11 protein-coding genes are annotated in these 13,194 nt (G+C 44.9%); 10 read left to right on the top strand and 1 reads right to left on the bottom strand.

From position 1 onward, the window contains the following. Positions 1 to 14 precede the first annotated feature (14 nt). The 4 genes from FTO70_RS03205 (at position 15) to FTO70_RS03220 (ending at position 4,988) form a co-directional block, all read left to right on the top strand. Positions 15 to 2,003: a type II secretion system F family protein gene (locus FTO70_RS03205; RefSeq protein WP_255334247.1), complete on the top strand. Its 1,989-nt coding sequence runs from the start codon at positions 15 to 17 to the stop codon at positions 2,001 to 2,003. Between the two features lie 35 nt (positions 2,004 to 2,038). After that, positions 2,039 to 3,022, top strand: coding sequence for a type IV pilin N-terminal domain-containing protein (locus tag FTO70_RS03210; RefSeq protein WP_255334329.1), 984 nt, complete (start codon positions 2,039 to 2,041; stop codon positions 3,020 to 3,022). A gap of 82 nt (positions 3,023 to 3,104) precedes the next feature. Beyond that, on the top strand, positions 3,105 to 4,037 hold the full coding sequence (locus FTO70_RS03215; protein WP_255334248.1) for a type IV pilin N-terminal domain-containing protein: 933 nt from the start codon (positions 3,105 to 3,107) through the stop codon (positions 4,035 to 4,037). A 30-nt stretch (positions 4,038 to 4,067) separates the two neighbouring features. Beyond that, positions 4,068 to 4,988 (top strand): hypothetical protein, encoded by a 921-nt coding sequence (locus FTO70_RS03220; protein WP_255334249.1) that lies wholly within the window; start codon positions 4,068 to 4,070, stop codon positions 4,986 to 4,988. Positions 4,989 to 5,328: 340 nt separating this feature from the next. Here FTO70_RS03220 and FTO70_RS03225 read toward each other — a convergent pair whose 3' ends face one another. Continuing rightward, on the bottom strand, positions 5,329 to 5,814 hold the full coding sequence (locus FTO70_RS03225; protein WP_255334250.1) for a type IV pilin: 486 nt from the start codon (positions 5,812 to 5,814) through the stop codon (positions 5,329 to 5,331). 345 nt (positions 5,815 to 6,159) lie between these two features. Here FTO70_RS03225 and FTO70_RS03230 point away from each other — a divergent pair, with 345 nt between their 5' ends. The 6 genes from FTO70_RS03230 to FTO70_RS03255 all read left to right on the top strand — a co-directional run bounded on the left by FTO70_RS03230 (position 6,160) and on the right by FTO70_RS03255 (position 13,192). Beyond that, positions 6,160 to 6,594 carry a type IV pilin N-terminal domain-containing protein gene (locus FTO70_RS03230; protein WP_255334251.1) on the top strand — a complete coding sequence of 145 codons (435 nt, stop codon included), beginning with the start codon at positions 6,160 to 6,162 and terminating at the stop codon, positions 6,592 to 6,594. Between the two features lie 37 nt (positions 6,595 to 6,631). Further along, positions 6,632 to 7,591 carry a type IV pilin N-terminal domain-containing protein gene (locus FTO70_RS03235; protein ID WP_255334252.1) on the top strand — a complete coding sequence of 320 codons (960 nt, stop codon included), beginning with the start codon at positions 6,632 to 6,634 and terminating at the stop codon, positions 7,589 to 7,591. A 41-nt stretch (positions 7,592 to 7,632) separates the two neighbouring features. Then, positions 7,633 to 8,562: a hypothetical protein gene (locus FTO70_RS03240; protein WP_255334253.1), complete on the top strand. Its 930-nt coding sequence runs from the start codon at positions 7,633 to 7,635 to the stop codon at positions 8,560 to 8,562. 140 nt (positions 8,563 to 8,702) lie between these two features. Next, positions 8,703 to 10,124, top strand: a complete 1,422-nt coding sequence (locus FTO70_RS03245; RefSeq protein WP_255334254.1) for a hypothetical protein — start codon at positions 8,703 to 8,705, stop codon at positions 10,122 to 10,124. A 404-nt stretch (positions 10,125 to 10,528) separates the two neighbouring features. Further along, entirely contained in the window at positions 10,529 to 11,005 is a 477-nt protein-coding gene (locus FTO70_RS03250) for a type IV pilin N-terminal domain-containing protein (RefSeq protein ID WP_255334255.1), read from the top strand. A 246-nt stretch (positions 11,006 to 11,251) separates the two neighbouring features. Continuing rightward, complete coding sequence (locus tag FTO70_RS03255; RefSeq protein WP_255334256.1) at positions 11,252 to 13,192, top strand: PKD domain-containing protein; 1,941 nt, start codon at positions 11,252 to 11,254, stop codon at positions 13,190 to 13,192. Positions 13,193 to 13,194: the final 2 nt, after the last annotated feature.

Consider the following 13,194-nt stretch of genomic DNA (forward strand, 5'->3'; position numbering starts at 1 on the left):
GGGGGGGGTGAAATATGCCGTTTACTGCTGTGGATGATCTGGCGTACCGGGCTTTCGGGGATTTTTTTTATAAAAATAAGAAGAGCTTTGAAGATCTCAAAGTGAAGATACGCCACTCACACATTCCCATGACCGTGGACCAGTACCTGGCTTCTATCGTAATGTATTCCATATTTGCAGGCCTTATTGGAGGAATTTTTGGAGCATGGTTTGGCCTGAAAATCTTTGAAGAGCCGGGTTCCCGCCTCAGCCTCTTCGTGGACTCCCTGAGTGCAGGTTTCACAGCTGAACACCTGTATTTCCTTGGGTTTTTAAGTGCAATTCTGTTCTTTTTTTTGGGCTTCCTGCTGCTCTTCGGCCTGGCTTATATCTACCCGTATTTGCAGGCAGATATTCGAAATGCCTGCATCGAAAAATCAATGCTTTCGTCAGTAACTTACATGTACGCCCTTACCAAGGGAGGTATGTCTCTCTTTGACGTATTCAGGTCCCTGAGCGCGTACACTCATATTTTCGGGGCAAGTGCCGAGGAAGTTTCCTACATTGTGAGGGATATGGACTGCCTGGGTAAAGACTTTATAAGTGCTCTTAAAGCTGCCAAGGAACGGACTCCCTCCGACCTCTTCAAGGATTTTATCGATGGCTTGATCCTTGTTTCGAGCAGTGGAAACGTGATGGAATACATCAAAAACAAGTCAGAACAGTACCAGGACATGGCCGAGATGGCAAACAAAAACCTGTTGAAGAGGCTTGATGTCCTGGCCGAAGTTTACGTGACAGTACTTGTGGCAGGCCCCCTTTTCATAATGACAACCCTTGTCGTGCTCCAATTCTTCCGGCCTGCTTCAGCCCAGATCCTCTATATGCTCATTTACGTGATCATACCTCTTGCAAGCCTGCTATTCATGGTGTTCCTCGACACCATAGGAGAAATTGCCCTGAACCCGAAAAAGGTCAAACTCCCCAGATACTCTATGAACCTTTCCGATATTTCGGAGATTCCTTCAGGGCTCAGTGCAGAAGAAGAAGAAGAAAGGAAGAAAAAATTCCGTTTGTACGGACAGCTTCACAATATAAGGAACTACGTGTTCAACCCTTACAAGACTATAAGGGACGAACCCAGATACACTTTCTTCTTCGGGGTACCCCTGGGGTTATATTACCTGACCCAGGTCCCAAAGACCCTCCAGAATAACCTGAGCTTTGCCTTCAAGCTGAACCCCAACTTTTCCCACATCAGCAGCAACAGCGTTGAACTGATCAGCGGGCTTGATGATTATCTCGTCATATTTACTGCCGTCGCCCTGATTCCCTTCATTATTTTCTACGAAATAAGGGCCTGGAGGATGAGGAAAATTGACGAGAGGATGCCCGAATTGTTGAGGAACCTTTCCAGCATGAATGACTCGGGAATACTGCTTTCCAACTCACTAAAAATAATGGCAGACTCTAAAATGGGTATCCTGAGCAAAGAACTCAAAAAGCTAAAAGAAGACCTTGCGTGGGGGACTTCGGCCACAAGAGCCCTCCAGAAGCTTGAAGACAATATAAGGACCGCTACGTCGAGCAGGATTCTCCATACCCTTATAAAGGCAAACGAGTCCACAAGCGACCTGAAAAACGTGTTATATATCACTTCGGAACAGGTCAAGAACGATGAAAGGCTGAAAAAAGAACGTTCTTCTGAGATGGTGGTCTACATTGTCACCATTTATGTGGCTTTCTTCGTCTTCCTTTTCATTGTTTATATCCTGAGCGTATACTTCTTCCCGGAAAGTGCCGCATTTAAAACTTCTTCTGAGGGGATCGGATACGGAGGGATAGGAAACGGGCTCTTCAATATAGAAGAGTATACCATGCTCATGTTCCATTCAGCCCTTGTCCAGGGTTTCACTTCCGGGCTGATTGCCGGGAAGATGGGACAGGGATCTGTATACATGGGCCTGAAATACAGTGTCAGCATGATGCTAATTACATACCTGGTATTCACGTTCCTGGTTTGATCCCCGGATAAAAAAGAGGTGGCAGGGTGCCAAAAATGAAAAACGTCATTGTGAAAAACGAGGCTGTATCGGAAACATTGGGAGTGGTGCTCCTTATAGGTATTGCGGTCATCTTAATCAGCGCAGAGGGGGCATTCATATTTGCCAGGGAAGGACCCGATGACCTTCCCCATACCAGCCTCCGGGAGTGGATGGACACCTCGGAAGACGTTATTTACCTCAAGCACTGCGGGGGGGAAGCTATCAAAACCGACGAGCTTGAGATAATTGCGAATATCAACGGGGAAAAGTACGTCTACACCTCCCCCGAAATTCACGAAGAGCTTGGGAACAAAAGCTTTTGGGACCTGGGGGAAGTGCTGGCAATTGATGCAAGAAGTGAGTGGGGGCTCGATCTCAAGGACTACCATAATATCAACCTTTATCTCATCGATACCCCCACAGAGGAGCTGGTCCAGAAAGTTACCCTTACAACAGACTTCCGGAAAGCGCCGTATCTAACAAGGTGGATTACCCCTAAAGGGGAAGTAGTCGACACCTCAGGAGGAGAAGCGGAACTCTCCCATGTCCAGGTTGAGGACTGGAAAAGGTTAGAAGAGTTGAACATAAAAGATGAGGACGGCGCTTATACAGTATACCATCCACCTAAGAAAATCGGGACCGAAACCGACCCGACCATATACCAGGAATTTGATTTCGGGATCAACCCCTGCCTTTATGGCTTCAGGCCTGGAGACAGCCTCACAAATGCGACTCTGAAAATAGTCTACAGGACAAATGACAACTCCCTCCTGAAAATAGAATTGAGGTTCTATGACACAGACAGCCCCCTGGGGTGGACTGCCAGAGAGATAATGCTTCCTGAGAAAAATGCCTTCAATGTCACATATATACCCCTTATAAACTTCATCAATACTACGGAAGACCTGGCTGAGTTTACGGTAAGGCTTGAAGCCGTAACGAATGCAGACTCCGAAAAAGAAGTGAATATCGATTATCTGGCATTATGGATAGAATGATTTGACCCTATTTTTGAAAAAAGTTGATAGGTAAATATAAAGGAAGAGCTTTGAAGAAAAAACGTTGAAAAGAGGAATCGGTTTGCCGGACTCAAAAAAATTCACAAAAAACAGCGGAGCTATTTCGGATGTCCTGGGAGAAGTCCTCCTGACTACAATAGCAGTTATTCTTGTCAGTTCAATTGCTGTGTTTATTGTCTCTTATGACGGAGCTGCTGACGTACCCCGTACCCAGGTGAAAGAATGGATGGATTTGCAGGCTGATACGCTCTATCTGAAACATAGCGGAGGAGAGTTTATTGATACCGAAACTCTTGAAGTTGCGGTAAATATCAACGGGGACAAGCATGTGTATCCTCAAGCTGCCATTTATGCAAATCTCGGGAACGTGAGCACATGGAAACTGGGGGATACTATTGAGATTGACACGAGAGACGAATGGGGAATCGATATCACGGATGAAGATGAAATAAACGTGTACCTGATAGATACCCCCTCAAAAGAAATAATCCAGAGGTTCAAATTTTCCTCTGAAGAGGTCACAAATTCAGGATGGATCACCCCCCAGGGTTCGGCTGTGGACACTTCGGGAGGGGATGCAACGCTCCTCGATGTCCAGAAAGCCGGAGATGGGCTTTACACCAGCTACTATCCTCCCACGAGTCCCGACCCCAGCATATACGAAGAGTTTAATTTCGGGATTAACCCCGCTCTCTGGGGGTTCTGGCCGGGGGACAATATTACGAGCGTGATTCTTAAGATCGTCTATCAGGTAAATGACAACTCCTGCGAACAGGTAAAGCTGAAGGTCCAGGAAGAAGATACCTCCAAAACCCTGTATGAAGAGAACCTCCCGGAGTATAATTCATTTACCGTTTACACTGTGGACCTATCCCCCTACATAAACAAAACGAACCTGGCAAATTTCAAGGTTAGGCTGGCAGCCACGGGAAATGCGAACGCAAGTGCTGAAAAAAGGCTGAACATAGACTACATAGCGGTACATGCCACTTAAAAAGTAAAACGAAGCCGAAAGGTGAAAAACATGAAAAACAAGGGCTTTGAAGCAATATCTGACTTTTGCAGATCCGAGACAGGGGTGTCCGCAGCCGTTGCAGCTACCCTGCTCTTAGGTATCCTGGTTATTTTTATGACGACCGTCCAGGTCAATTACGTACCTGTCTGGAAAGAAGACGCGGAATACGCCCACATGTCCGATGTCTGGCAGGACATGTCCAGGCTCAAGTCAAACATCGACATCCTGTCCGCAGGGCTAGAAATAAACCCGAATGCAAGGATAGTAATGAACAGCCCTATCCAGGTAGGAGGAGCCGAAGTCCCCTTCATAGGAGGAATGACGACCGGAGGCACCCTTTCCGTCAACAACGATATCTCAGGCCTTTCGATAATCGTGAGGACAGATAACCTGACCACAGAATACAACAGCGGAACAGCCCTTTTTTACACAGGAACTGTATCGTACCGCCCGAACAACATCCACTACGTGGACGAGACCTACTGTTACGAAAACGGAGCCCTGATTGTCGCCCGGGACGGAAGGTCCCTGATGAAACTCACTCCCGAGATCGTGCTCGGAAAAGACACGGAGTCCGTAAACCTCTCCGTGAGGGCAGTGACCCTGGACGGAAACCGCGGAGTAATGGCCAGCAACACCGTAGAAGACATCAGGCTGACCTCCGAGTCTTTCACCCCTCTATTCGACCTCACCGGACTTGAAGAATACTTCAACGTCACCTCGGTAGACCTTACAGTCTATACGGAAAACACGGAAGCCTGGGAAGAGTATTTCGAAGACTCAGCCGAAGACCTCAACCTCCAAGAGGGCACGGACTATAACCTCAGCACCGGCACCTACACAGTCACCTTTTCCCTTTCCCCGGAAGATGAAGACCTCTATGTAGACGTCTACGAAGCCGTGATAAAAATCGAAACCGGGATTCAATAAGAGGGGGGAATATTAGCAAAAATATTTAAGTGTTGATATGAAATTATTCATACAAAAATCTATTTTTTGCCTGTTTTTCCTTCGAGTAGAGTAATAGAAATTTCAATAGATAGCCGACAATATTTTTAGTTCAGGAAATATAAGAGTAAAAAAATAGTTTTGACATTTACTTTTCAATAATTTTAATGCAAGAAATGATTTAATTGAAACTATAATTCATGATTCAGAAAGTATTCAGGACAAAAAAAACTAAAGATCATCAAATAATACAAATCAACAGGAAACAGAAATGAATAAAAAAGAAAGTCAAAGCACCTAAAAAAGGTGCCTCGTACTGTGTTTAGAACCTTACATCCTTGTCGCAGATAAGCTGCTTTGTCTGGACATCAATGATCTTGATGTTGACGGTGTCACCGGAAGAAAGATCGTCAAATGGATAATCCGAAGTAGTATTAGTATACTTCCTCATGTCGATTGTAAGCATATCGCCAACATCCAAAGTTCCGAGGCCGGTGACGTCAAGTTCCTCAGAAGTGCCGCCAAGAGCAGCCATAACCTTTGTTGTAGAGTTAGATTCAAAATAAATTGGGTCTCCACCAAGGTGTTCGAATTTGATGTATCCTTTTCCTATGTCATCGTCTGCATTGGCACTAACGTTGACAGCGGTAATATCGAGGTTCGCCTGCGGTGCTGATCTTGCAGGGCCCTGTCCGAAGACGGATGATCCGATTGCTGCGGCGAGGATGACGGTGATTGCGACCATCAAAACCACACCTATAACCGGGGACACTGCGCTATTGTTCTTGAAAATGTTCTTGAGATCCATACTTTTATCCCTCCTGCATAGAGGACTTCAGGCCATAGCCTGACGTACTATAACTGTCTTAAATATATTTACGTACAATCCTTAAATTTTATAACTGCAGTTAAAGGTTATTCGTCGTTCGTATATATACTTTGCTAAAGACACAAAAAATATATTAATAAATATATGAGGAGATACATTTAAAAGAGAGGATTTATATTTTTATTGGATCTCTGAATAATATCCCACAGTCAAGTTAATATTAGAGAAATAACAATACACGAAGTGGAAGAACAATTTTCTGGAAGGTGAATATACGTGGAGGGGAACAAAAAAAAGCGTGCACTTAGCCGTGACTGTCTGGCCGTGTCGGAAGTGATAGGGCAGGTACTCATGGTTGCAATAGTGGTACTTGCCTTCTCTTCAATCTCGCTTGCCGTATTTTCGGATGGTGGGGCTATGAATCCGCCTCATACGCCGCATACGGATCTGCAGGAGAAAATAGATACTAAGGAAAATACCGTGCAGATATTCCACAGCGGAGGAGAGGCTATTGACCTTGAGTACGTAAAGATTATACTCAATGTCGACGGGCAGCAGGCAGAATTCAATATGTCTGAACCTGCTGTCGAAGTCTTTGATCCTAAAGGCAACCAGCTTTCCTCTGACGACGTCTTTATGCTCGGAGATTACATCGTAATCAACGCCAGCAGTAAAATTAATATTACAGGTGGAAACGCCACTGATCTCTACTTCGTGCACACGGAGTCTCGCCAGGTGATTAAGAAGGCAATGCTCTGAAGAAAATCGGGATATAATTTTGCAGAGGGTGTGTTCAGTGGAGGGAAACAAAAAGCACAAGAAACTTACCCGGGACTGTCTGGCGGTTTCAGAGATAATAGGGCTGGTTCTCATGATAGCGATAGTGGTACTTGCCTTTTCTGCTGTATCGCTTGCCGTATTCTCAGACGGGGGAACAATGAACCCCCCGCATACGCCGCATATCAACCTGCAGGAAAACATCAACACGTCAGATGACACCGTGCAGGTCTTCCATAGAGGGGGAGAGACTATCGACCTTGAAGACATCACGATAATACTCAACGTTGGGGAGGAGCAGGCAGAATTCGATATGTCTGAATTCCAGGTCCTTGACCCCGAAGGCAACCGGTCCGATGACAGCGTCTTTACGCTCGGGGATTGCATCGTCATCAACCCCGTCAACAGTAGTGTGGATATCACAGATGGAGACGCTATTAATATCTACGTCGTGCACACAGAGTCCAGCCAGGTGATTCAGAAGACAGTACTCTGGATAGATTCCGGGGATTTGCCTGAATGGATAACGCCTTATCCTTATGGAAGTGTATATGATAGTCTCGGAGGGTGGCAGGATGAAGAATTAGTCGATAAAATCGGTGACGGGCTGTTAACAGAGAATGAATTTCCACAAGATGAATATGTATACGAAAACTTTACCTTTGGCACAGGTGCAGAGGAGCTAGACATTCCAGAAGGCACATCGTTTATCGAAGTTCGCCTGAAAGTCGTTTATATAAAACACGACAACAGTCCGGAGATTATGTCACTGAAAATCTATAATGGATCCCAATGTATCACAATAATGGAAGAGCTCCCCACAAATCTGAATACTGTAGAAATGCCCATTACTGAACACGTAAAAACCACTGCAGAACTTGAAAATCTCTTAGTCCAGATATCAACTATAGGGAATGCGGCAGATTCAGCTGATAAAGTGGGCTGGATTGATTTTGTAGGCATCCACCTGGAGTATTGAAACATGAAGAAGGGAATCCGAATCCGGAGGTTTGAAGACATATGAAAGAAAAGAATCCGAAAAGTTCACAGGTAAACAAGCCCCTTTTTCTCCGTTCGGAATCTGCATCGTCAACCGTTGTGGGGGCAGTTTTGCTACTGGCGATCATTGTTATGGTATTATCGGTAATCAGACTTAGCTATATCCCGGAATGGAAAAACGATGCGGAATATTCCCACATGAATGATGTGTGGGGGGACATGGCAGACCTCAAATCAAAAATCGACTTAATGACCATAATCCTGGCATCAGACCCAGCTACCTCGAATACTGAAATTACAATGAGTATACCTTTTCACATGGGAGGAGGGGATGTTCCGCTTATAGGACCAATAAAGTCCAGCGGGACTCTTTCGGTAAACAAGGACAACTGCAATATGACCGTGATCCCTAACGAGGGGAACAAAACGAAAATCCGTTGCGGCACTATAAGCTACAGCTCACAAAACAGGTATTACGTGGACCAGAACTTTGTATATGAGGGAGGAGCTCTGATCCTTTCCCAGGGAGAACAGTCTTCCATGATGCTTTACCCTTCGATTCGCTTCTCCAGAGTATCAGCAAAGAAATACAATGTTTCGATACATGCCGTGGAGATCTATAAACAAGGATATATCCCCTCGGACATCGTTTCATCGAATACCGGATGTTCTCTCCGCCTTACTGGCAGGGAGTTTAAACCCCTCTATGACAGTATGGAAAGCTCCAACGACACAGACTCCTTCACTTTAACGATTAATACTAACTATCCCGATGCTTGGGACCTGTACCTCAAAGAAACAATGGCAGATGCAAGGGTAACAGATTATGATATTGATAAAAGAGGAAACAGCGTGAGTTTAACTTTCCCCTCTGGATCAAGTGGAGAGAGCCTGGAAAGGCTCCAGGTGAGTAAGACAGTGATCAAGGCAGAACCGGGAATAGGGATCTAAGCTGAAATTCCTGAGATGTCCGTTTATCCGTAAGGTCCGTTATCCGTAAGTGAAAATATAAGAAATCAAAGAGCAAACCGGAGAGAGTCCTGACTCGGACAATTATGTAGCAGGATCTAAACATGCTCACTTGCATCATTATGAACCAGGAAACAAAAAGAAAAGAAATGGCTCGGAAAAGCCTTTTAAAATCAGAATCTGCCGCCGCAGTTGTAGTTGCAGCTGTGCTGCTTTTGGGGCTTGCATTTACTTTAATCTCCGTGGTCAAACTAAACTATGTCCCGGAATGGAAAATTGATGCGGAAAAAGACTATAGTTATGATGCATGGAGCAATATGGAGGACGTGAAAACCAGAGCCGATCTATTCACCCGGTTCATGGATTCGGATAGCAATTATCCATATGGGCTTTCAGCAACTGTTCCTTTCAGCATGGGAGGGGGAGAAATCCCGGTATTCGATCCCTCTAAATCTAACGGTAAGCTTGCAGTAAACACCCAAGGGTGTACAATGAGTATAACTCTTGCCAATCATTCAAATGATCCTCGCCCAGTTGACTGCGGAGGCATCACCTATTATTCAGAAAACAGGCAATACCCCGACCAGGTTTTCAGGTACGAGAACGGAGCCCTTATCCTTGCTCAGGGAAACAATTCTCAGATGAAGCGCGACCCCTTATTTAATATAAGTAAATATATGGGTAATTATACAGTTACCATTAATGCCATCAACCTTACTGGAGAAACTGCATCCATATCCTCTAGCACCTTCACCGCCCTGCGTCTTACCGGAGAGTCAATAAAACCTGTTTTCAACAGTAATGACTATGGCTACCTGAACGAAAGCATAAACTCTTTTAACCTGACCATTTCCACCCACTATACGGATGCCTGGAGTACTTACCTTAACAATACGGCAAAAGAAGCAAAACTTGAATATGGCATTGATTACAAGATCACCTACCCGGATTCCGACTACGTGTGCCTCTCTTTCCTCCCCACAGACAATAATACTTACAACATCTACATCAATCAAACCGTAATCTGTACGGAACTTGGAGGAGGATTCCTGACGGGAGATACCGTTATGAAGCTGGGTAAGTGGTATAACTTCAACACAGTATCCGATAATGGAGCTGATAGTGGAGTGGATTTATTATCCTTTAAGGATTATGGCACCGTAGTCAGCTTTCCAGCAAATGATCCTTATGATGGCGTTCTGAACCCCTACTCCAAAGATAATAATGTATTTTATTATGATGATAAGAACACACTGGAACTAACATTTGGTTTTAACGGTTACACGAAACTCGAATCCAAACCCACATCAGCAACGATTCGAATGATTTATCACTATACATTTACTAATACTGACCCTGGAAGCGTGCAGGTGGCTGGAGAAAACCTTAGCCCACTGACAGGACCGAATAATGAGTGGTGTTTATACAACAAAACGACTCCAATAGACATAACCGACCCTTCAGATCTTACACTCGATCTTCAACTCAATTATCAAAACCCAAAATACATAGAAATCGATTACCTTGCAGTTCGCTTAGACTGACGGAAGAGAAAAAGGCATATGGACACCTATCTTCGGTAACGAAAAGGCGGAAATAGATCCACATGCCTGAGCGATACACCACTCCTTACCCTGCAAAAAGAATTCATTCAGACGGCAGCCCTGAAAATACGGGGTTTTATCGGATTTCCGGCAAAGAAATGCCCTATAAAATATTTTTGAAGCAGAAAAATTTACTCTTTTTAAGTCTTCAGAATTAGTTTAAAAAATGAAGGTTGTAAAAGCTTTGTCCCCCAATATCCCCTTTTTTAATATTACTGCGCACAATAACTGGAAGTGAGCAGAATTACAGAATAAAAAAGTTAACAATTCGACGAATGAACTAATATATAACTTTATTAAATAAAACTCCTTGAATTTTGAGTGGAGTTTTAGGCGGCACTGGTATGAATAAAAACGGTAACTTACAGTATTTTTCCCGGGATTCGAGAGCCGTTTCCGAAGTGATGGGAGAAATTCTTCTTGTGGCAATTGTGGTGATACTCCTTTCATCAGTTGCTGCTGTCGTGTATGGCGAGCTGGGAGTGACAGACGTCCCGCATGTGGAAATTCACGAAAGAGTGAATACCACATATAACAGGATAAAGATCGAACATGCCGGAGGAGAGCCCCTGAAGCTTGACTCCATAAAAATAACCCTGTACCGCAACGGGGAAAAGTATGATTTTCTGCCCTCTGACCCGGATGTAACATGCAGTTCCGATAACGGGGCCTGGAAATTCGGAGACACCATTGTCATCGATACGGACCAGGTACGGAGCATAAAGATGGAAGAAAACGATACTGTAGACCTTTTTTTTATCCATACCCCTTCCAGGCAGGTGCTCCACAAAGTAAGGCTTTCTGATGCCTGGAAAAGGTGAGCAGGCATAAAAAAGAATAAAAATTTTAAAAAGACCTTCAGATTCCGGAAAAACGGAAACAGGACCGGATAAAAGCAGAAGCAGTTGAACAGAAAAACGGGATAACTGCGCTGCAGCCATTCTTGATAAGACTGAAAAACGGAAGCAGGAAAACAGCCATTGAAAAATAAAATTTGGATTTATCGGTTCCAAAAAAAGGCAGGAAAAACTATGAAGGCCAGGGCTTCAATCAGGAGGATCGGAGAGTTGGGATCCTCTTTTAAAAAGTCAGAAAATGCCGCTGCAATTGCACTTGCAGGCATCATATTGTTTGCAATTGCATTTACAGTTTACACCGCAGTTCAGGTACAATACGTGCCTGAATGGAAAACCGACGCTGAGTACGCTCATATGAACGAGGTGTGGGGAGACATGGGGATGGTAAAATCAAGCGTTGACACCCTGGCCGTGCTTATGGACTCGGACAGCTCCGCGGCTGAGGCAGGGACCTCGATAAGTATCCCTATCAGCATGGGAGGCGGGGCCCTCCCGGTTGTCGGAACCCTTAAATCAGGGGGAACGCTCGCGGTAAATGAAGACCATTGTTCCGTTGAAATCGATTTTTTTGATGAAAACATACAGGATGAAGAGTGCGACTGCGGAACTGTCGCTTTCCTTTCGGACAACCATTACTATATTGACCAGGCTTTCTGCTACGAAAACGGAGCCCTGATCTTTGAGCAGGACGGCCTATGCTCCATGAAACTCACACCTTCATTCATCAATTTCCAGATAAAAAATAATGAATCGGAGATTTACCTTAACCCGGTCGAAATACGCGGGGATGCAAACTCCCTGTCAGGAAACACCAGGGGAGGAATCAAACTCTCCACGAAAAGCTTTACTAAAACCCAGAGCACCACCTCAGAAGGGTTCAGGCTCACAATCACGACTGAATATCCCACCGCCTGGGAAAACTACCTGGACAGCACAGCCAGGGGAGCCGGCCTCACTTACGGGGACGAGTACGAAATAAGCCGGACAAGCAACTCCGTGATCTTCGCTTACCTGAACCTTGATAATTCGAACGTAACAGTCCACTGCCGCAACGCCGTAGTTGAGGCTGAAGTCGTAGTAGGCGACGAAGGGAACTCAGCCTGGGAATACGATGAAGAAGACCTGATACTCCCGATTGCCGACTTTACGGCCAACCGGACATCCGGGACCTCTCCCCTCACAGTCAGGTTTACGGACCAGTCCGAAAATACAGCCTCCCGGGACTGGGACTTCGGAGACGGCAACACGTCCTTCAGCAGGAACCCGGTCCACACCTTTACGAGCCCTGGTGATTACACCGTCGAGCTGACAGCCCGCAACGAAAACGGCACGGACACCAAATCCTTGAGAATCGAAGTTTCGGGTATCCCAAAAATTTACCCTGTAGCCAACTTTACCGCCAAACCCACTAACGGCCCGATACCACTTATAGTGCAGTTCAACGACACTTCCACAGGAAACCCGACCTCCTGGCTCTGGGAATTCGGAGACGGCAGCACGTCCAACACCAAGAACCCCATGCACGCCTATTCCGTTGGAAATTTCCCAGTAAGGTTGACAGTAACCAATGCTAATGGAACTGATACGGAAATCAAGGAGAATTATATTAATGCGGGTATTCTGCTGACCGAAAAATGGTACACCTACAACAACGTTTCCATAAGTGGAGACTCGACGATTGATGTGGAAGCTCTTAAGGACTACAATTCAAGCATTGAAAGTTACTTTGTGCCCGGAGGAGCAGAAATAAATGAACTTATAGAAGGGTATGTGCCTGTAAACAACACTAATTCTGCTTACATAGATAAAGAGGGAGATCTTGAATTGAACTTTGATTTCGTAAACTTCTACGAAACGGGTTCAAACATCTCAAGTGCAACGATTGTGATAGTTTATGCATACGATAGAGCAGATGACACGGGCAAAAACAATCCGATGCCAGAAATTGTAATAAAACTTCAGAATGAAGTGCTGACTACAATAAGACAGAATACATTAGTAGACAGCAAGTGGTATGTATTTAGAGATACGCTTTCTTTTGATACTCCACCTACCGCTTCAGAAATAACATCCCAACTGAAAATCGACATAAATGGAGAAGCTAAAGAAGGGGTATTCCTAATTGATTACATAGGAGTGTATCTGAGCTGAGA

This window comes from Methanosarcina sp. KYL-1 (assembly GCF_024372725.1).
Taxonomy (GTDB): domain Archaea; phylum Halobacteriota; class Methanosarcinia; order Methanosarcinales; family Methanosarcinaceae; genus Methanosarcina.

Excerpts from the sequence above, each read along its gene's own strand:
- FTO70_RS03220 (WP_255334249.1), top strand. The coding sequence starts at position 4,068 with ATGAAAAACAAGGGCTTTGAAGCAATATCTGACTTTTGCAGATCCGAG.
- FTO70_RS03205 (WP_255334247.1), top strand. The coding sequence starts at position 15 with ATGCCGTTTACTGCTGTGGATGATCTGGCGTACCGGGCTTTCGGGGAT.
- FTO70_RS03225 (WP_255334250.1), bottom strand. The coding sequence starts at position 5,814 with ATGGATCTCAAGAACATTTTCAAGAACAATAGCGCAGTGTCCCCGGTT.
- FTO70_RS03210 (WP_255334329.1), top strand. The coding sequence starts at position 2,039 with ATGAAAAACGTCATTGTGAAAAACGAGGCTGTATCGGAAACATTGGGA.
- FTO70_RS03245 (WP_255334254.1), top strand. The coding sequence starts at position 8,703 with ATGAACCAGGAAACAAAAAGAAAAGAAATGGCTCGGAAAAGCCTTTTA.
- FTO70_RS03240 (WP_255334253.1), top strand. The coding sequence starts at position 7,633 with ATGAAAGAAAAGAATCCGAAAAGTTCACAGGTAAACAAGCCCCTTTTT.
- FTO70_RS03250 (WP_255334255.1), top strand. The coding sequence starts at position 10,529 with ATGAATAAAAACGGTAACTTACAGTATTTTTCCCGGGATTCGAGAGCC.